Annotated in this window: 16 protein-coding genes; 8 read left to right on the top strand and 8 right to left on the bottom strand. The window is 56.9% G+C overall.

The features are described 5' to 3' along the window. Nucleotides 1–8: 8 nt before the first annotated feature. Together ACO6TI_RS18015 and aspS are read right to left on the bottom strand one after the other, a co-directional pair. Nucleotides 9–1796 (bottom strand): ATP-binding cassette domain-containing protein, encoded by a 1788-nt coding sequence (locus tag ACO6TI_RS18015; protein WP_108872672.1) that lies wholly within the window; start codon nucleotides 1794–1796, stop codon nucleotides 9–11. Between the two features lie 120 nt (nucleotides 1797–1916). Next, nucleotides 1917–3698, bottom strand: a complete 1782-nt coding sequence (aspS, locus tag ACO6TI_RS18010) for an aspartate--tRNA ligase (RefSeq protein WP_422383017.1) — start codon at nucleotides 3696–3698, stop codon at nucleotides 1917–1919. A gap of 240 nt (nucleotides 3699–3938) precedes the next feature. Between aspS and ACO6TI_RS18005 the strand changes: the two genes are divergently transcribed. The 3 genes from ACO6TI_RS18005 to ACO6TI_RS17995 all read left to right on the top strand — a co-directional run bounded on the left by ACO6TI_RS18005 (nucleotide 3939) and on the right by ACO6TI_RS17995 (nucleotide 5055). Then, complete coding sequence (locus ACO6TI_RS18005) at nucleotides 3939–4184, top strand: hypothetical protein (RefSeq protein ID WP_422383016.1); 246 nt, start codon at nucleotides 3939–3941, stop codon at nucleotides 4182–4184. Between the two features lie 115 nt (nucleotides 4185–4299). Continuing rightward, nucleotides 4300–4455: a DUF5993 family protein gene (locus ACO6TI_RS18000; RefSeq protein ID WP_173937385.1), complete on the top strand. Its 156-nt coding sequence runs from the start codon at nucleotides 4300–4302 to the stop codon at nucleotides 4453–4455. Between the two features lie 12 nt (nucleotides 4456–4467). Continuing rightward, complete coding sequence (locus ACO6TI_RS17995; protein ID WP_055118537.1) at nucleotides 4468–5055, top strand: disulfide bond formation protein B; 588 nt, start codon at nucleotides 4468–4470, stop codon at nucleotides 5053–5055. A 16-nt stretch (nucleotides 5056–5071) separates the two neighbouring features. Here the strand turns inward: ACO6TI_RS17995 and ACO6TI_RS17990 are convergent, their stop codons facing one another. Then, nucleotides 5072–5698, bottom strand: coding sequence for a ParA family protein (locus ACO6TI_RS17990; RefSeq protein ID WP_055118539.1), 627 nt, complete (start codon nucleotides 5696–5698; stop codon nucleotides 5072–5074). Nucleotides 5699–5841: 143 nt separating this feature from the next. On the opposite strand from ACO6TI_RS17990, the gene rnd reads away from it, so the two are divergent. Next, nucleotides 5842–7026, top strand: a complete 1185-nt coding sequence (gene rnd, locus ACO6TI_RS17985) for a ribonuclease D (RefSeq protein ID WP_104704144.1) — start codon at nucleotides 5842–5844, stop codon at nucleotides 7024–7026. Between the two features lie 22 nt (nucleotides 7027–7048). On the opposite strand, the gene ACO6TI_RS17980 is transcribed toward rnd, so the two are convergent. The 4 genes from ACO6TI_RS17980 to ACO6TI_RS17965 all read right to left on the bottom strand — a co-directional run bounded on the left by ACO6TI_RS17980 (nucleotide 7049) and on the right by ACO6TI_RS17965 (nucleotide 12668). Continuing rightward, nucleotides 7049–8569: a Ppx/GppA phosphatase family protein gene (locus ACO6TI_RS17980; protein ID WP_055118543.1), complete on the bottom strand. Its 1521-nt coding sequence runs from the start codon at nucleotides 8567–8569 to the stop codon at nucleotides 7049–7051. 1 nt (nucleotide 8570) lies between these two features. Then, the gene (locus tag ACO6TI_RS17975) at nucleotides 8571–10781 is read right to left on the bottom strand and encodes an RNA degradosome polyphosphate kinase (RefSeq protein WP_055118545.1); all 2211 of its coding nucleotides are present in this window, start codon (nucleotides 10779–10781) and stop codon (nucleotides 8571–8573) included. Nucleotides 10782–10890: 109 nt separating this feature from the next. Beyond that, nucleotides 10891–11571 carry a DnaA/Hda family protein gene (locus tag ACO6TI_RS17970; protein WP_055118546.1) on the bottom strand — a complete coding sequence of 227 codons (681 nt, stop codon included), beginning with the start codon at nucleotides 11569–11571 and terminating at the stop codon, nucleotides 10891–10893. Between the two features lie 11 nt (nucleotides 11572–11582). Next, nucleotides 11583–12668 (bottom strand): AI-2E family transporter, encoded by a 1086-nt coding sequence (locus ACO6TI_RS17965; RefSeq protein WP_055118548.1) that lies wholly within the window; start codon nucleotides 12666–12668, stop codon nucleotides 11583–11585. A 239-nt stretch (nucleotides 12669–12907) separates the two neighbouring features. On the opposite strand from ACO6TI_RS17965, the gene purM reads away from it, so the two are divergent. Together purM and purN are read left to right on the top strand one after the other, a co-directional pair. Then, complete coding sequence (gene purM / locus ACO6TI_RS17960; protein ID WP_055119033.1) at nucleotides 12908–13990, top strand: phosphoribosylformylglycinamidine cyclo-ligase; 1083 nt, start codon at nucleotides 12908–12910, stop codon at nucleotides 13988–13990. Then, nucleotides 13987–14634, top strand: coding sequence for a phosphoribosylglycinamide formyltransferase (gene purN / locus ACO6TI_RS17955; protein WP_055118550.1), 648 nt, complete (start codon nucleotides 13987–13989; stop codon nucleotides 14632–14634). The genes purM and purN overlap by 4 nt, the downstream gene beginning before the upstream one ends. A gap of 27 nt (nucleotides 14635–14661) precedes the next feature. On the opposite strand, the gene ACO6TI_RS17950 is transcribed toward purN, so the two are convergent. Next, on the bottom strand, nucleotides 14662–15501 hold the full coding sequence (locus ACO6TI_RS17950) for an amidohydrolase family protein (protein ID WP_422383015.1): 840 nt from the start codon (nucleotides 15499–15501) through the stop codon (nucleotides 14662–14664). Between the two features lie 249 nt (nucleotides 15502–15750). On the opposite strand from ACO6TI_RS17950, the gene ACO6TI_RS17945 reads away from it, so the two are divergent. Together ACO6TI_RS17945 and ACO6TI_RS17940 are read left to right on the top strand one after the other, a co-directional pair. Further along, a complete protein-coding gene (locus tag ACO6TI_RS17945; RefSeq protein ID WP_422383014.1) occupies nucleotides 15751–16911 on the top strand; it encodes a WD40/YVTN/BNR-like repeat-containing protein in 1161 nt (386 codons plus the stop codon). Between the two features lie 243 nt (nucleotides 16912–17154). Continuing rightward, nucleotides 17155–18546, top strand: coding sequence for a PLP-dependent aminotransferase family protein (locus ACO6TI_RS17940; RefSeq protein WP_422383013.1), 1392 nt, complete (start codon nucleotides 17155–17157; stop codon nucleotides 18544–18546). Nucleotides 18547–18572 lie beyond the last annotated feature (26 nt).

Here is an 18572-nt window from a genome sequence, read left to right as displayed (position 1 = left end):
GGCTGCGACTATTCTGCTGCCTCTGTCTTGCTCTGGAACTGCAGTTCGCACAGGCGGCGATAGATGCCATCGTGTTCAAACAACTCATTGTGGTTGCCGCTTTCAATCACCTTGCCGTCGCCCATGACATGAATCTGATGAGCGTGACGAACCGTGCTCAGTCTGTGAGCGATGACCAGGGTCGTGCGGCCCTGCATAAGTTTTTCGAGTGCGGCCTGTATCTTGTTTTCCGACTCTGCGTCCAGAGCAGAGGTTGCCTCGTCCAGAAGCAGTATCGGGGCATCAATCAACATCGCACGCGCGATTGCGATCCGTTGTTTCTGGCCACCGGACAGATTGCTGCCGCCCTGGCCCGCCCTCGTTTTGTACCCCTCCGGCAAGGCGCTGATAAAATCATGCGCATTTGCTCCGATGGCCGCAGCTTCGATTTGTTCCTGCGTTGCATCCGGCCGGCCGATCGCGATGTTTTCACGGATCGAGAGGTCAAACAGAAACGAATCCTGGCTGACATAGGCAATCTTGTTCCTCAAGGAGACCTGGGTGACGTCCCTGATAGGTTGGCCGTCGATGAGAATTTCTCCGGACTGCGGATCATAGAACCGCTCCACCAATGCAAATACGGTCGATTTTCCGGCACCAGATGCACCAACCAACGCCGTCATCTTGCCAGCTTCCGCCTTGAAGCTGGTTCCACGAAGAGCCGCGTTTTCGCCATAGGAAAATGCCACGTCGCTGAAGACGATCTCTCCGTTCTCTATTTCGAGATCCCGCGCATTTTCCGCATCATGAAGCTCTGGTTTCCGGTCCACGAGCGCATACAGTATGCGCAATCCGACCATCTGCTTGCCCAGGTTGATGTTCAGGCGGGCCAGCCGGCGCGCAGGGTCGTAGGCCAGCAACAATGCCGTGATGAACGAGAAAAGAGCCCCCGGATCCTGCCCGAGTTCAATCACGGCATATCCGCCATAGAAAATTACGAGCGCAATGGCGCATCCGCCGAGCGTGTCCATCAACGGAGAAGTGCGCGCCGTCAGGGAGGCAATCTTGTTGGACTGCTTTTGAATTTCAAGAAGCCCGACTTCCATTTTGTCGCGCATGACCTTTTGCATTCCAAATGCGCGCACTATTCGGTTTCCAAGAACGGCTTCCTGCGTGACGGCACTTACCTTGGCGTTCGAAACCACCTGCCGCTTCACATACTCCTTGACCCGCCGGATCAGGAAAGTAACTCCGATGACCGCCGGTGGCATCGTGATCAGGGCAAAGACGCTCAGGAGCGGGTTCTGATAGATCATGACAAAGGTCAGCCCGATCAACGTCAGGACATCGCGGCCGAGGCTGGTGACGATCAGGTCCAGCGTGGTGCGTACCGCTCCCACGCCCTGCCCTACCTGCACGCCAATTTCAGCTAGTGAATGCTTGTCATAATAAGCTTGATCCTGACGCAGCAAAACATCGAACATTCTGCCGTTGAGATCTTTTGTAATCTGGTTCCCGACGCGGGACAAAACGACGATCTGCCCGTAAGTGGCAACTCCCTTGACCGTATAGATCACCAGAACGAACACGCCGATTGCATAGACCATGAAAGGGTCTTTGTTCACAAACACTTCGTTGACGACATCGCGCATGATCCACGCGCTTGCAGCTGTGGTCGCTGCGATCAGTCCCATGAATACGAAAGCCAGCAAATACTTCGGAATATAGGTCCGGAAATTCTCGCTGAACACGCGCTTGATCAGCTGCACCGTGCCTTGCGGATCGTCCCAAGAGTCGGATTTGAACGGATTGCGCACGAAGCGTTCCCTTTCTAAGGGCTTCGATCACCCAGTATAAGCGAGGCCGGTCAAACCGGCCCCTCTTTTCTCGCACAAAGGCGTACCCCCAATCGAGGGGTTTCCGCAAGTCGGCCGAATTTACTCTTCCGGCAGGTTCAACCGCAAATGCAATTCACGCAGCTGAGCCGGTGCCGGGTCATTCGGTGCTCCCATCATCAGGTCTTCCGCCTTCTGGTTCATGGGGAAGAGCATCACCTCACGGATGTTTGCCTCATCGGCAAGCAACATGACCATCCGGTCAATGCCGGCTGCGCAGCCACCGTGCGGCGGAGCACCATACTGGAATGCGTTGACCATGCCGCCGAAGCGTTTGTCGACTTCTTCCGCGGGGTATCCTGCAATTTCGAAGGCCTTGTACATGATCTCCGGCTTGTGATTCCGAATGGCACCGGAAAGCAGTTCGTGCCCGTTACAGGCGAGATCATATTGCCAGCCCAAAACATCGAGCGGGTCGCCCTCCAGAGCTTCCATTCCGCCCTGGGGCATGGAGAACGGATTGTGCTCAAAGTCAATTTCGCCGGTTTCCTCGTCCCGCTCGTAAATCGGGAAATCAACGATCCAGGCAAACTCAAAACTGTTCTTGTCCGTATGACCGAGTTCCTCGCCGATAATCACACGCGATTTTGCAGCGACGGGTTCGAACTGCTTCGGCTTGCCGCCCAGGAAAAAGGCAGCGTCACCGACTTCCAGCCCGAGCTGGACGCGAATGGCTTCGGTCCGCTCAGGCCCGATATTCTTGGCAAGCGGACCGGCAGCCTCAGTCGACCCGTCTTCGGCCTTCCGCCAGAAGATATAGCCCATGCCCGGCAATCCTTCGCCTTGCGCAAACTTGTTCATCCGGTCGCAGAATTTGCGGCTGCCGCCCTTGGGTGCAGGAATCGCCCGAATTTCGGTGCCGGGCTGTTCAAGCAACCTGGCGAATATGGCAAAGCCGGAGCCGGCAAAATGTTCGGACACGATCTGCATCTTGATCGGGTTTCGCAGGTCCGGCTTGTCGGTGCCGTACCAGAGCGCCGAATCCTTGTAGGAGATCTGCGGCCAGTTGCGGTTAACCGCGCGGCCATTGCCAAATCTCTCGAAACAGCCAGCCATCACCGGCTCGATCGTATCGAAGACATCCTGTTGGGTGACGAAGGACATTTCAACGTCGAGCTGATAGAAATCCGTCGGCGAGCGGTCGGCGCGCGGATCCTCGTCGCGGAAGCACGGCGCTATCTGGAAGTACGTGTCGAAACCGGACACCATCAGCAACTGCTTGAACTGCTGGGGAGCCTGTGGCAGCGCATAGAACTTGCCCGGATGCAACCGCGACGGCACCAGAAAGTCACGCGCACCTTCTGGTGACGAAGCTGTTATGATCGGTGTCTGAAATTCGTTGAAGCCGATGGACCACATGCGATCCCGAAGGTCACGTACGACCTCGGAGCGCAGCATCATGTTGTTGTGCAGCTTCTCGCGGCGCAGATCGAGGAAGCGGTACTGCAGGCGAACTTCTTCCGGATAATCCAGATCGCCGAAGACCGGCAAAGGCAGTTCCTTGGCGGACCCAAGTACCTCCATTTCGCGAATGAAGACTTCGATCTCACCAGTCGGAAGTTCCGAATTGATGGTTTCGTCCGTGCGTTTTTTCACGTTTCCGTCGATGCGGATGCACCATTCGGAGCGCACCGTTTCCGCGAGCGCGAACGCACCGGAATCCGGATCCACAACGCATTGCGTCACGCCGTAATGGTCGCGCAGGTCGATGAACAGCACTCCACCATGATCACGGACCCTGTGGACCCAGCCGGATAGACGGATGGTCTGGCCTTCGTCGGACAGACGAAGATCACCGCACGTGTGACTACGGTAGGGGTGCATTCTATTTCCTCGGTATTCTTCTTGGCATGAAAAATCGTTACGGCCCGCCAAAGGCAGGCCGTGTCGGGCTGCAAAAGCCATGTTGCGAAGCGAAAGTCAAGGGAGAGGCATTGCTCAGCGCTTGTCGCGTCGCACGAGATGTATATCAATCGATTGGTGTTTTCGTCCAAACATCAACGAAAGTCCGCCCGCGCTATGCCCGACACTGTGACCGAAGCCATTCTTGATGCTCTAACATGCATGGAAGAAGAAGAGGAACTGGTTATCACGACATCGGTTCCGCTGCAGCTCGCAGGCAGGATTCGCAATCGGATTGCGAACGAGGTACCTATTCCGCCGATTTCAAAGACGGAGCGAACAGCCATTCGGTCTCTCATTTATCGGGCCGTCAATGATACCCGCATTTTCGATTTTGAAATGCCTACGCTGACGGGGCTGACAGCAGAGGAGTTTAATGATCTTGCGGCAAAACTCCCCATCGAATGAGTTTAGCCGGATTTGTCGGAATTCCTCGGCACCAATTTACCGGATTGGTTGAACGATTGCCGGTATACGACCCCTGCTATAGACTGGTTTTCGTCGAATCTTAAGGGGACTGGATGTGATTTCACTGCTCTTCGCGCTCATGACCATCGCGATCATTCTGGCCTGGAGAGATCGCTGGCGGCTTTCCTATGTTGTTTTCGCCATCACCCTCGCAATGAGTATCTACTGGCTGGATTTCCACGCGACCTCACCGCTGACAATCAAGCTATAGGAGCCCTGGTCCATGATCATTCTTGCTCCACACCCTTCCAGAACGCTCAACGCAGTCGGACTGCTTGTCGTTTCCGGGATCCTGATTGCCGCCTACGCCTTTCAATTCGCGCTAGACGAGTTGCCCTGCCCGCTTTGCCTGTTGCAACGGGTTGCTCTCGTCGGCGTCGGTTACGGGCTGTGTCTCAATCTGGTTTACGGCGCGAAGCCGCATCACTACGGGATCATGCTGCTTTCGGCGATTTACGGCGGTAGTGTCTCGGTTCGACAGATCCTGCTGCACATCGTTCCGGGAACGGGCAGTTACGGATCACCGGTTCTGGGCTTGCATTACTATACCTGGGCCGGACTCTGCTTCTTCTTCGTGATCCTCGGAACGGCGGTCATGTTGCTCTTCGAAGGGCAATACAAGAAAACCCTTGTCGACAAACCCGAGCATGGGCGTTTCGGTGGCCAGCCTCTCGCGAAGTTCGCTTTTTTCCTGATGCTGTTTCTGGCAGCGGCGAACATCGTCACGACCTTTCTGGAATGCGGCCCGGGCATTTGCGATGATCCGCCGACAGACTACAAGCTGCTTCAGGAACTCAAACCCGACGGTTGATTGCAGTTTTCCTTCACTAGCTGTCCACTGCCTGCAGCACAGGATGCCATTGTCCGCGAATTTCGTAGGAGCCGGCATCCGAATAATCGAACACACCCGATCCGGCCGCAGCATGTCGTGCGTATAAAACGCGGTCGGAAATCCGGGCAAGCAGCGGATACCCGTTTTTTGAAAGCGTCTGTTCCAGGTCGGACACCTGGGTCGATCGCCGATTGATCCGATTGGCGACGACATGGATATCCGCCTTGCCTTTTCGGACCTTCTTGATATCGGAAATGTTGTCCAGAAATTTCAGTGTTGCATTCCAGTCGAAGGCAGACGCCAGAACCGGAACAATGATATCCGAGGCCTCCGCGATCAGGTTTTTCGCCAATTCGGACCGCAGCCCTCCGGGCCCGTCGATCACAACGGCATCGAGTTGCTTGCCCTTGTCGCCAATTGCGCCTTCCTTGCTCCAGTTGAGCCCCTCGATCTTCATCAGATTTTTCGGTCGGCGCCTCACCCACGAAAGGCTGGACTTCTGCTTGTCGGCATCCGCCAGCGCGACGTCCTCGCCTCTTGCTGCGAGCGCTACTGCAAGATTCGTGGCGATGGTCGTCTTGCCGCATCCTCCCTTGGAGTTCACCACAAGTATCTTGCGCATACACACCCCCTTTTGAAACCAGGCTCTCCTTGAGCACACCTTACCATAGGCGCACTTATTGCGCCTTTTCAAGGGGCAATACTTCTAAAGATTCCATTTCGTGGCGACAAAGCGGCAGAACTCGGTTATAGCTGTGTCTCACCATGCATGTGATTACAAAAACAAAAGATCTCGCCGCAGCCTGCCAGCGTCTTGCAGCCAATGACTACGTTACGGTAGACACGGAGTTTCTCCGCGAAACCACTTTCTGGCCCAAGCTCTGCGTAATTCAGATGGCCGGGCCGGACATGGCCTTCATCATCGACGCTCTTTCGGAAGGTCTTGATCTCGCTCCCTTTTTCGACCTGATGCGAGATGACAGCGTCACGAAGGTGTTTCACGCAGCCCGTCAGGACATCGAAATCATCTACCATCTGGGTGAACTGATTCCGGCTCCGCTGTTCGACACCCAGGTCGCCGCGATGGTGTGCGGCTTTGGTGATTCCATTTCCTATGACCAACTTATCTACAAGGTCACTGGCGCCAGAATCGACAAGTCGTCACGGTTCACGGACTGGGCCCGTCGTCCCCTTACCAACAAGCAACTGGACTACGCACTTGCCGACGTTACGCATCTGCGGGACGCCTATCAGTTCCTCAGAGCCAATCTGGCGGAGCAGAACCGCAGCCATTGGGTGCGAGACGAAATGGAGGTCCTGACGTCGGTCGGAACCTATCGCGCTGATCCGGACCAGGCCTGGAAGAGACTCAAGCTTCGGGTGCGCAAGCCGATCGAACTTGCCGTCATGATGGAAGTTGCCGCATGGCGTGAACGTGAGGCACAAGAACGCAATGTCCCGCGCAACCGCGTGGTCAAGGACGATGCGATTTACGAGCTTGCTGCCCAGCAACCACAGGATCCGGAAGCGATCAGCCGTCTCAGAACGATCCCGCGCGGCTTCGAGCGCTCACGATCCGCCGATGAAATCATCAAGGCGATCCGGCGTGCGCTAAACCTGCCGAAAGACAAACTGCCCCGACTTCCCAAAGGCCGGCAGGCGCCCGACGGGTCCGCGGCGGCAGTCGATCTCCTGAAAGTTCTTCTGAAGATGGTGAGTGAAGCCAACGGCGTCGCTGCCAAGGTCATTGCAACGGTCGACGATCTTGAGAAGATCGCCGCTGACGACGCGGCAGACGTTGCCGCGATGAAAGGCTGGCGGCGGGAACTGTTCGGTGAACTTGCGCTGAAACTCAAACGCGGTGAAGTTGCCCTTGCCTTCCAAGATCGGCAAATCGTTGCATTGCCGCAGTCCGGTCAGGCTGACATCAAAACGCAGGCTGCCGAGTAACAGGTGATCCGGGCCGCACGATTCAGGTGGTCTTTATTTGAACGTCTGCCTGGATAACCTTACCCAGCTGACTTGCGCGTTTGCGCAAACGTTCGCCGTCCAGGTTTGCCAGTTCGTCACCGAGTTCGATCAGAAGACCCGTTTCCGTCCTGACCAGACCAACCTTCGGAAGCAGGCCCGCCATTGACGCGCTCAGGAGCGAGGCAACCCGCATGGTTGCACCCAACACCTTTGCCCGAATACGCAACCGGTCGGTGAACAGCTGCCGGATAACCTGCGACAGGGCGCCCTCGCGCAATCCCATGTGCCGGTAAAACACGGCCGCTGCCACGTAAGCGCGGCTGGAATGGTCCAGACCGACAAAGGATGCGTTCGAGATGATGTTCAGGCTCTGCTCGCCCCGGTAGTCCGGATGCGCCCGCCAACCGATATCGGAAAGCAGGCACGCGGCATGGCGCAATCGTCTTTCGTTTGCGGTTTCCTCAATTTCCAGCTCGTGGAACAACAGATCGGTCCAGGCAATCAGCTCCTCGGCATGGTCGGGGGATCGGGCCCTGAGAACACACAGTTCACGCGCCGCCTCGATGACGGGATCTTGCGCCTGCATCTCGGGAGACAGTTTTTCGTGCAAAAGTCCTTCGCGAACCCCGGTTGCCGAAAAGACAAGGCGTTCGGCCTTCATTGATGTCAGAACCTGTTCAAGCACGACGGCTCCGATCGGCACCAGGGGCCGGCGCTGCTTGGACACAACTTCCGCCAATTCAATTCCCTCAAGGCTGGGCACGGCGATCTTGCGGCAGAATGAAATCGCCTCCTCTGCACTTATCTCGTAGTTGTGCATCACGTGCAGCGGGTAATTGTTCTGCATCAGGTGCAATCGCCCCAGAGATCGCCACGTACCACCGACCGCATAGAACGTTCGTTCGCCGGGGTGAAGTCCCGGCCATTCATAACCGCCGAGGGCTTCTTCCGTGATTTGCCTTGCTTTGGAAATGTTTCCACCGGCTTCTTCGGAAAGGCGCAATCCGCCAAGCGGGAAAGTCGATCCCTTACCGGGTTTCTTTCCTTCGATTTCAACCAGCTCCAGGCTGCCGCCGCCCATGTCACCGACAATTCCGCGTGGCTGCCAGAAACCGGCAACTACCCCGAGAGCCGAATAGAAGGCTTCTTCGCTTCCGTCGAGGATACGGACAGGAGCTTGCAGTATCCGTTCCACTTCACCGACAAATTCATCACCGTTCGCCGCATCTCGTGCCGCAGCTGTGGCAAAGACATAAAGTTCCTTGCAGGCGGTGTGCTCAATCAGTGCCCTGAAGCGCACCAGTTCTCCCAGGGCGAGTTTCACCGACGCATCCGTTAAACGTCCGGTCGCCGCAATTCCGCGTCCGAGGCCCGCCAGAAGCTTTTCGTTGAACAGCATCGTGGGCGTGCGCGCCTTGCGTTCGTAAATCACAAGGCGCACCGAGTTGGAGCCGATATCCACGACCGCCACCGGTCCTGTCCCATTGAGCCGGCCGCGTGCAGGCTTGAACTGGCTTGTCATGCTATCCTCGTTTTTGCCGTTTCAGAAACGGCTTCGGACGATCGCTCTTCAGGGATTTGCCCCTGCCAGAGAGCGATGGATTGGTCATGAAATATCTATGCGCGTTGAACGGTTCCTCGTTTGGCCCCGGTTCGATACGCTCGTGACTGCCATCCGAGCGGATGCGCCAACTCTGCTGATTGTCCTTCAGGTTGGCAACCATGATCTGATCAAGGACCTGTTCATGCACGGTCGGCGTCATCAGGGGAGACAGCACCTCAACACGCCTGTCAATGTTTCGCGGCATCAGGTCGGCCGAACCGATATAGACGTGGGCCTCAGGCGACGGCAGCCCCTGACCATTGCCGAAGCAGAAGATCCTTGAATGTTCCAGGAATCTGCCGACGATGGATTTCACCCGGATGTTTTCCGACAGGCCTTCGATGCCAGGCCGAAGACAGCAGATCCCGCGGATGACCAGGTCGATCTGCACCCCTGCCTGGCTTGCGCGATAGAGCGAATCGATGATCTCCGGATCGACCAGCGAGTTCATCTTCATCCAGATCTGGGCAGGACGCCCCTGCCTGACATGTTCGATCTCGGCTTCGGTCAATTCAAGCATGCGCCGCCGCAGGTTTACCGGTGACACGAGGAGGTGGTTGAGTTCTTCCGGCTCGGCATAACCGGTGATGAAATTGAAAACTCTGGCCGCGTCCTCGGCAATTCCGGGATCGTCGGTGAAGAAGGAAAGGTCCTCATAAATCCGCGCCGTAATCGGATGGTAGTTGCCCGTACCGATGTGGCAATAGGTCTTCAGCTGGCCGTGCTCGCGCTTGATTACCATGGAAAGTTTCGAGTGCGTTTTCAATTCGATGAAGCCGAATACCACCTGAACCCCTGCCCGCTCCAGGTCGCGAGCCCATTTGATGTTGGCTTCTTCATCGAACCTGGCTTTCAGCTCGACAAGTGCCGTAACCGATTTGCCGGCTTCGGCGGCCTCTGCCAGGGCCTTGACGATCGGCGAGTTGTTTGAGGTTCGGTAGAGCGTCTGCTTGATGGCAACCACATCCGGGTCGCGCGCGGCCTGCCGCAGGTACTGGACCACCACATCGAAGGATTCATACGGGTGATGGACCACGATATCCTTCTGGTGAATGGCCGCCAGACAATCGCCGCCATGTTCGCGAATGCGCTCGGGAAACCGCGCCGTATAGGGCTCGAACTTGAGGTCCTGGCGCTCGAGATCGACGATTTGAGAAAGGTTGTTCAACGCGAGCAAACCGGTGGCCAGAAAAATCTCGCTTTCGCTGACATCCAATGCGTCCGCAACGAATTCCCGCAGAGCCGGCGGGGTCGTTTCCTGGATTTCCAGCCTGATGACGGACCCGCGGCGACGGCGCTTCAGCGCACTTTCAAACAGGCGAACGAGGTCCTCGGCTTCTTCTTCGATCTCAAGATCGCTATCGCGAATGACCCGAAAGGCGCCCTTGCCTCGAATTTCATATCCGGGAAACAGCCGGCCGATAAACATGCTCACGACATGCTCGATTGCAATGAAGCGGGCGGCTCCATCGCCACCATTCGGCAGACGGACGAACCGATCGACCTGGTTGGGAATTCTGAGCAACGCAATCATTCCGCGGCTGCCGGACGTCGGCACCAGCTCGAACACGATTGAAAAACCAAGGTTCGGGATAAAGGGGAACGGATGCGCGGGGTCGATTGCCAGTGGCGTTAGCACCGGGAAGACATAGGCCAGAAAATACTCCTGAAGCCAGGTCTTGTCCGCCTGGGTCAAGGCGTCGCTCAGAAGGATTTCAATTCCCTTCGCAGCTATCTCTCTGCGGATTTCACCCCAAATCTGCTGCTGCGATGCCTGAAGATCACGCACGGCGGCACTGATCTTCTCCAGTTGCTCGGTGGGGGTCAGGCCGTCATCGGAAAGATTGGTAACCTCGGCACGCTGCTGTCCACGCAGGCCCGCGACGCGGACCATAAAAAATTCATCCAGATTGTTCGCCGAGATCGACAGGAACCGTACCCGTTCCAACAACGGGTGGCGATTGTTCATCGCTTCTTCAAGAACACGCAGATTGAACTGCAGCCAGGACAATTCCCGATTCATGAACCTGGCAGGCGACCTCGCCAGATCTTCCTCCGGCATCTCGTCTTCAACACCGCGCAGATCCGAGGAAGCGGAAAGAATGTCTGAAAGATCGGTCGTTTCATTCATGGCATTTTTCCTTCGCCCCCGCTTCCGGCGATCTCTGTCTCAATGCATGCAGATTGAGTAACACGGCGTGAGCGGCAGGCAAATGACACCATTGTCGCAAGCAAACAACTCACTGGCCTTTATGCACATTTTCCAATACCCGGCCAACAAGCGGCTTGGTTATCTTCACACGACCGGCCAGAGCTTCCCGGTCAATGGCCTGCACCGCCTGCATCGCCACCTCCAGTGATCTTTCCATGCGGACGACAAGATAGTCCACAACGCCGATATCAACCGATATCTGCCGGTCGGCAAAAAGCTTGACGAGCACGCGGCGCAAAAGGTCGTCGTCCGGTTCCAGAATTTCCACCGGTGTCGCCGCACGCAGGCGCGACATGAGGTCAGGCAACGTGATCTTCCAGCTCGCCGGCCACGTCCTACTGGTGATGAGCACCTTTTTGCCAGCTTGCCGCGAAGCATTCAAAAGGTGAAAGAGTGCAGTGTCATTGACACCGAGATGCGTATCTTCAATCACGGCGGCGGGCGCTACCAAAAGGTCTTCCACGACATCCGCCGCAAGCTCCCTGGCCGATATCACGGACGCCCCGCTTTCATCCTGAAACGCGCGGACCAGATGCGTTTTTCCCGACCCCACCGGCCCGGCAAGGACCACGACAGGTGACGGCCAGTCAGGCCACCGCGAAAGCAGCTCGAATGCCGCCTTGTTGGAGACGCCCACCAAGTAGTCGTCGCGCGTGAGAGCAGCTTCGTGCGGTAGCTCTAACGGTAGCTGGCGCGGAGGTTCCGCCATGATCGTGTCACTTACTCTTCGGCTGTCGTCTTCGTACGGCCGATACCCTTGTAAACCGGGCTTGCTAGGTACTGCCTCAGAGCAAAACGTGCAAGCACCCCGATCATGGCCGCAGCGGGAACGGCAATCAGCATCCCTACAAATCCAAAGAGAGATCCGAAGGCGAACAAGGCAAACATCAGGGTGACCGGATGCAGCCCCGTACTTTCGCCGACGAGTTTTGGCTGCAGCACATTGCCTTCCAGGAACTGGCCGACCGCAAACACAGCTCCCACCACAAGTATCCACGGCCAGTCCGGCCAGAACTGCACCAGTGCAACGCCGACAGACAACACAAAGCCGAGTGCCGCTCCGACAAAGGGAATGAAACTCACAAGCCCTGCCGCCATGCCGATCAGCAAACCGAAATTGAGCCCGACCAAGGCGAGCGATACCGCGTAAAAGAACCCGAGGATGACACAGACCGACACCTGACCGCGAACAAATCCGGCGACCGCTCCGTCCATTTCCTTTGCAAGGCCGCGAATTTCCCCCAGGTGATCGCGCGGGATCCAGCCGTCGATCCGCTCTACCATATGATCCCAGTCCAGCAGCAGATAGAAGGCAACCACCGGCGTGATCACGAACAGTGACAGGATGGACAGAAGGGCCTGACCTCCGCTCCAGATGGATTGCGCCAGCTTGCCGATAAAGGACGCCCCCTGCCCGAGCAGATCGGTCATGGAGGATTGCAGGTCCTCCGGCGACAATCCGGCCAGACTGGCAAGATTGGCCGGGAAGTATTCCGCAAGCAGCGCCTGAAGACGCCGAACAAGGTCAGGGAAGTTTTCCAGAAAGGCTGCCAGCTGGTTGCCAAGGACAGGCAACAGCAGGACGAAGAACAGCGCCAGGACAAAAATGAAAGACAGCAAGATGGTCAGCGTCGCCCAAAGGCGGCTCATTCCCAGATTCTCAAGCCGGTCGCAGACCGGGTCGAGCAGGTATGCCACGGCCATACCGGCAACGAAGGGCAGCAGAACGCCTGAAAAAATGTAGAGAAACACGCAGGAAACAAGCAGGGAGATCAACCAGAATTGAACCTGACGGCGCAAAGTCATGAAATTTCCTCCCAACGAGAAATCTGACGCGTTTCGGAAAGTCCGCGGCACGATACATAATTCGGAACAGGGTTCAGTCCTCCTTGCACATAGGTTGAGCGACCTTGTCCGGTCAAGAGGCGTATTTGACGTTGAAGACATCCGGCAGCTCTTGTGAAAAGCGCTGCAAGGCTGTATGCGCGGCAGGGATATTCAAGCACGCCGTCAGCGAGCACATGGAAAACCAGACTGGAGCTGTCATGAGCCATTCCAAGCCTTCAGGAAGCAATGGTCTGACCTACGCCGACGCCGGCGTCGACATCGACGCGGGCAACGCGCTGGTCAATCGTATCAAACCCCTTGTCAAGGCAACATCACGGCCAGGTGCGGACAGTGACATAGGCGGATTTGGCGGTCTGTTCGACCTCAAGGGCGCCGGCTTCGACGATCCGATCCTTGTGGCGGCGAATGACGGTGTTGGCACCAAGCTGAAAATTGCCATCGAAACCGGCCAACATAGAACGGTCGGGATCGACCTGGTTGCCATGTGCGTCAACGATCTTGTTGTCCAGGGTGCCGAACCGCTGTTCTTTCTCGACTATTTTGCGACCGGTTCACTTGATGTCGACATCGCGAGCGATGTCGTGGCCGGGATTGCGGACGGCTGCAAACTGGCAGGTGCAGCCCTGATCGGCGGCGAGACCGCCGAGATGCCCGGAATGTACAAGGAAGGCGACTACGACCTTGCTGGTTTCTCCGTCGGTGCCGTCGAACGAGGGCAAATCCTGCCACGCAAGGATGTTGCTCAAGGCGATGTGCTTTTGGGCCTGGCCTCCTCCGGCGTTCACTCCAACGGTTATTCCATGGTGCGAAAGATCATGGAACTGGCTGGACTTTCCTGGTCCGACGCGGCTTCGTTCGAGAACGGCAAGACGCTCGGAAGTGTCCTGATGGAACCGACGCGGATCTATGTCAAACCCTTGCTTTCCGCCCTGAAACAAACCGGCGGCATCAAGGCGCTCGCGCATATCACCGGCGGGGGGCTGCCTGAAAACCTTCCTCGCGTCCTGCCGGAAAACTGTTCGGCACGGATCGACCTTTCTTCCATCGATGCACCCGCGGTTTTTTCCTGGCTCGCCAAAACAGGTGGTGTTGCGGAGAAGGAAATGCTGCGCACCTTCAATTGCGGTGTCGGCATGGTGATCGTGGTTGCCGACGACGAAGCAGATGACGTCGCCAGAGTACTGGAAAACGAAGGGGAGCGCGTGACTAGGATCGGCAGGATAGAGGCCGAGGGTGACGCACCGGTTCTTTTTGACAATTCCCTGGGCCTGTCGGCATGAACCGCAAGCGTACAGCCGTCCTGATTTCGGGTCGCGGCTCGAACATGGGTGCTCTGATCTCGGCGGCCATGGCTCCCTCCTATCCCGCGGAAATCACGCTGGTCATTTCCAACCGGCCGGATGCCAAGGGGCTTGAACGTGCGGCCGAGTTTGGTATCGCGACGGCAGTTGTCGATCACAAAGACTTTGCCGGAGACCGGCAGGCGTTTGAAAAAGCAATCGACGACGTCCTGAAAGAGCACAGGATCGATCTTGTCGCTCTTGCCGGTTTCATGCGCATCCTGACACCCTATCTAGTCAACGCGTGGTCGGGCCGCATGATCAACATTCATCCGGCTCTGCTTCCCTCCTTCAAGGGACTGGCAACTCACGAACGCGCGCTGGAAGAAGGCGTAAAGCTTCATGGCGCGACGGTTCATTTCGTTTCGGCGGAAATGGACGATGGTCCGATCATCGTACAGGGCGCCGTCCCGGTTCTCGATCATGACACGCCCGATACGCTCGCCGCGCGCGTGCTTGACGTCGAGCACAAGATTTACCCGAAGGCGCTGGAACTCGTTGCAACCGGCAAAACGAAGGTGACCGGAGCACGGGTCGTCACAGGTGCTGAAAACAACAATTCAGCGGAGCTTATCTGGCCCTGAGAGGACCAGCACCCTTGTGGCCAGGGCCTATTTTTTGCCGATCTGATCCATCGTGATTTCGCGACCGAAATACCTTTCGGCATTCTTGTAGGCGATCTTCTCGGCGACTTCCCGCGGCAGTTTTGACAGCCAGAGCCGGTTCGTTGTCATGATCTCGGAATAGCTGTCCCATTGGCTGTTGACCCAGGTATCGCTGCCGATCATCAACCTGTCCTGAAAATCGAAAATGATTTCAAGCCATTGCGGATCGAGCGTCTCACCGCGACCCAGAATATTGTACTCGCGCAGGGATGTGTCGGCGAGCAGTTCCGGAAATTCATCCATCAACGCATAAACCTCCGGCGCAGGTGATCCAAGACCCGCATGCGCCCAGATGATCTTCACTTCGGGGTCCAGTCCGTAGAGCCAGCGGATCGGCTCAGTGCCGGAATGAACATGAAGATAGATGTCCCGTTCCTTCGCCATCGCAATGATCTTCCGGAAAAGTGCCTCGTCCGAGGTATCAAGCTGGCGGATGTGAAATTCACCAATGCCTTCATGCGGATAGCTTTCAAGTCGCTCTTCCAGATAGCTGTCCATGCCATCCATCTTGGTCCAGTTGGAAGATCCGGCAGCACCGTGATAGGGGCGCAACTCCGGGACGATCCGGTTGGGTGCATATTCCCACAACATGACCGTGCCCTCATCGGGTGTCGAAGAGACCAGCGCCATGGCAACACCGTTCTGGTCCATGAGCTCGACAATGCTCTTGACCGGATATCGATCCCACGCCGGTTCCTTGTAGTGCACATGCGCATCGAACAACGGCAGCTTCCAGACATCCTCTCCGATCGCCTCGTGGTCACCATCAGCGTTCGCAGTCGTCAAGGAGAGCATCAAGGATATGACACCAAATACCGGGAACAAATATCTGAAGCACGATCCGGGCATAAACTGACCTTTCATTTCACCAGCACTCTGTCAGAACTTATCCTAAAATATCGATTTTTCTATACCCATTATCATAATTTGGATTAATTCGCCCTTCATAAGTTGCATTCGAAAAAATGACATCCCCGGCACTTACCGGGTGCAATTACATGCTAAAATTGCACATCAACGGGAGGAGACCATGAGATGCGCACTGGCGAACTCACAATCCTTGTCGGTACCACCAAAGGTGCCTTTCTGATTTCCGGAGGCCGTGACAGGTCAGGATGGGCCGTCAAGGGACCACTATGCGATGGCTGGCCGGTCAACCACGTTGTCGGTGACGCTGAGAGCGACACATTGTGGGCAGGCGGAGGCAGTGACTGGAACGGTGCGGGGATCTGGCGATCCGACGATGGCGGCGATACCTGGGAGCTGACAAAACTCACAAGGGGTTCAATGGACGACTGGGCCGCGAATGATCCTGATTTTGCGAAGCTCATCGGCTGGATCGATCAACCCCAACCATTCGGCGATGATTTCTCGCAAATCTGGTCGCTTGGTTTCTTCCATGGAACACTCTATGCCGGCACCAAACCGGCCAAGCTTCTTGCCAGCCGTGACAGGGGCAAGAGTTTCGAGCATGTGGACAGTCTTGCCAATCACCCTTCCGCTGACAGCTGGAATCCGGGTGCCGCAGGGCTCGTTCTGCATACGATTGTTTCCGATCCCAAGGATCCGGCGAAGCTCTGGATCGGCATTTCAGCGGCCGGTGTCTTTGCGACGGAAGACGGAGCCAGAACGTGGGAGCGGCGGAACCGGCTTTCCAATGCTGCTGCCTGCGAGGGTCATGACCATCCTGCCGCACCGAGAGACGGCGATACAGGTCATTGCGTCCACAACATGATGCGTGCGCCCGGCGACGGCGATCTTCTTTACCAGCAAAACCACCATGGTGTATGGCGCTCCTCGGATGGCGGCCGGAGTTGGGACAGCATCAATGACGGCCTCCCCTCCACATTCGGTTTCCCGATCCGCGTTCATCCAAGGGATCCTCAGACCATCTGGACCATTCCACTCAACGGCGATGCCGCCGGCCGTTATCCACCCGATGCCTCGGCGGCGGTCTGGAAATCGTCGGATGGTGGTGAGAACTGGGAGGCGCAGCGAGACGGCCTGCCCCAGGAAGCCTGCTTCTTCACCGTTCTTCGCCAGGCAATGTCCGGCGATGACAGAGACCCGGCCGGTCTTTACTTCGGTACCAATTCAGGGTCGATCTTCGCCAGTTTCGACGAAGGCGATCACTGGCACGAAATCGCACGGCATCTGCCGACGGTGCTTTCGGTGGAGGTGATGGACCGGGCGTGACCTGCAGGCGGCGCATTTCAGTTACGAAACGCAAATGCCCATTGCCCCGCTTCCGTTTCTGATTTTTCCAGATCTTCCTGTTCACTTACCGAACGGACCAACTGATGAAACCCGGTATTCTCTGCTTGTTGTGCAGAAGCGCTGCCCGGTGGGTATCCAGCATCTTGTCTGACCGGGATGACAAACCAATTCACATTAGATATACAGTCAATATGCAGTCAATTTTGAAAGACCCCACCGCGCATGACCAATTGGCACCCCGACCTTTCAAACAGTAACGCGCCACGTTACATCGCCATAGCCGACAGCATCGAAACCGATCTTTCGACCGGCCGCCTGTCGCCGGGTGACAGGCTGCCTGCGCAACGACACCTGGCGAAACTGCTCGGCCTGGATTTCACCACCGTCGCCCGCGGCTACACCGAAGCCCGCAGACGCGGCCTCCTGTCTTCGCAGGTTGGGAGCGGAACGTTTGTCACACATCCCCATGACGGCGACAAGAAGAACACCGGAGGTCATTCGAGCCGCATCGGCATTCCCGATTTCTCCATGAACTTGCCGCCGGAGCCCGAAGGCACGGCTCTGTTGTCCAAAATGCAGTCGGGTTTTTCCGCGCTTTCATCAGATTTGACGCCGTTGTTGCGTTATCAGAGCTTCGAGACGTCCGAGCCGGACCAGAACGCTGCAGTCAGTTGGCTCAAAAGCGCTGGATTGACCGCAAGACCAGAGCAAGTTCTGTTTTCGCCAGGTGCCCAGGCAGCTCTGACAAACATTCTGGCAACGCTTACGGCCCCTGGCGATCAGATTGGCAGCGAGGCGATCACCTATCCTGGCATTCGTTCTGTCTGTGCGCAGCTTCACCTGGAACTCAAAGGACTGGAAACGGACGAAAACGGTATCATCCCTGAAATATTTGAAGCAGCAAGCAGAACCGGCGGGCTGAGAGCCCTTTATCTCAACCCGACCCTGCACAATCCGACCACACGCACCGTGCCCTACAAGCGTCGGCGGGAACTGGTTTCTATCGCCGAGAACCACGGCATCCCCATTCTCGAAGACGATGCCTACAGTCTACTCAGCCGAACGCCTCCAGTTCCGTTTGCCACACTGGCGCCCGAGATCACCTGGTATGTTGGCTCGCTGTCGAAGTGCCTTGGCGCCGGTCTGCGGCTCGCCTACGTTCTTGCACCGGACCAGGGCGCATCCTGGCAATTCTCGCGTGCAGTACGGACATCGCAAGTCATGCCGTCTCCGTTGACGGTCGGGCTCGCAACGCGCTGGATCGAAGATGACACGGCGGCCGCTCTTCTCGACCAGATCCGCTCCGAAAGCCGAACACGGCAAACCATTGCTGCCAACTATCTCAAGGATCATGCATTTTTAGCCGACCCGGACGGATTCCACCTGTGGCTCAACCTGCCGGACGGCTGGAACCGGTCAGCCTTCGTCAGCCAGATGCGCAATCTGCAGATAGGTATTGTCGAAGCTGACGCCTTTACCGTTTCAGGCCAGCCAACGGAGGCTGTCCGGATCGGACTTGGTGGCCCTATCAACCATGCGCAACTCAGCCAGGCCATGGAAATCATCGCTCAAACGCTGCAAGCTTCCCCTGCAAGGGCGTCGGTCTATTTCTGATGCCACAAGCCAATTTGCCGCAGCGG

Source organism: Roseibium album (assembly GCF_965233825.1).
In the GTDB taxonomy this organism is placed as follows: domain Bacteria; phylum Pseudomonadota; class Alphaproteobacteria; order Rhizobiales; family Stappiaceae; genus Roseibium; species Roseibium album.
This window is presented reverse-complemented; position numbering and strand designations above follow the sequence as displayed.

Coding starts and splice junctions, on each gene's coding strand:
- aspS (WP_422383017.1), bottom strand. CDS start 3,698: ATGCACCCCTACCGTAGTCACACGTGCGGTGATCTTCGTCTGTCCGAC.
- ACO6TI_RS18005 (WP_422383016.1), top strand. CDS start 3,939: ATGGAAGAAGAAGAGGAACTGGTTATCACGACATCGGTTCCGCTGCAG.
- ACO6TI_RS17995 (WP_055118537.1), top strand. CDS start 4,468: ATGATCATTCTTGCTCCACACCCTTCCAGAACGCTCAACGCAGTCGGA.
- ACO6TI_RS17990 (WP_055118539.1), bottom strand. CDS start 5,698: ATGCGCAAGATACTTGTGGTGAACTCCAAGGGAGGATGCGGCAAGACG.
- rnd (WP_104704144.1), top strand. CDS start 5,842: ATGCATGTGATTACAAAAACAAAAGATCTCGCCGCAGCCTGCCAGCGT.
- ACO6TI_RS17980 (WP_055118543.1), bottom strand. CDS start 8,569: ATGACAAGCCAGTTCAAGCCTGCACGCGGCCGGCTCAATGGGACAGGA.
- ACO6TI_RS17975 (WP_055118545.1), bottom strand. CDS start 10,781: ATGAATGAAACGACCGATCTTTCAGACATTCTTTCCGCTTCCTCGGAT.
- ACO6TI_RS17970 (WP_055118546.1), bottom strand. CDS start 11,571: ATGGCGGAACCTCCGCGCCAGCTACCGTTAGAGCTACCGCACGAAGCT.
- ACO6TI_RS17965 (WP_055118548.1), bottom strand. CDS start 12,668: ATGACTTTGCGCCGTCAGGTTCAATTCTGGTTGATCTCCCTGCTTGTT.
- purM (WP_055119033.1), top strand. CDS start 12,908: ATGAGCCATTCCAAGCCTTCAGGAAGCAATGGTCTGACCTACGCCGAC.
- purN (WP_055118550.1), top strand. CDS start 13,987: ATGAACCGCAAGCGTACAGCCGTCCTGATTTCGGGTCGCGGCTCGAAC.
- ACO6TI_RS17945 (WP_422383014.1), top strand. CDS start 15,751: ATGCGCACTGGCGAACTCACAATCCTTGTCGGTACCACCAAAGGTGCC.
- ACO6TI_RS17940 (WP_422383013.1), top strand. CDS start 17,155: ATGACCAATTGGCACCCCGACCTTTCAAACAGTAACGCGCCACGTTAC.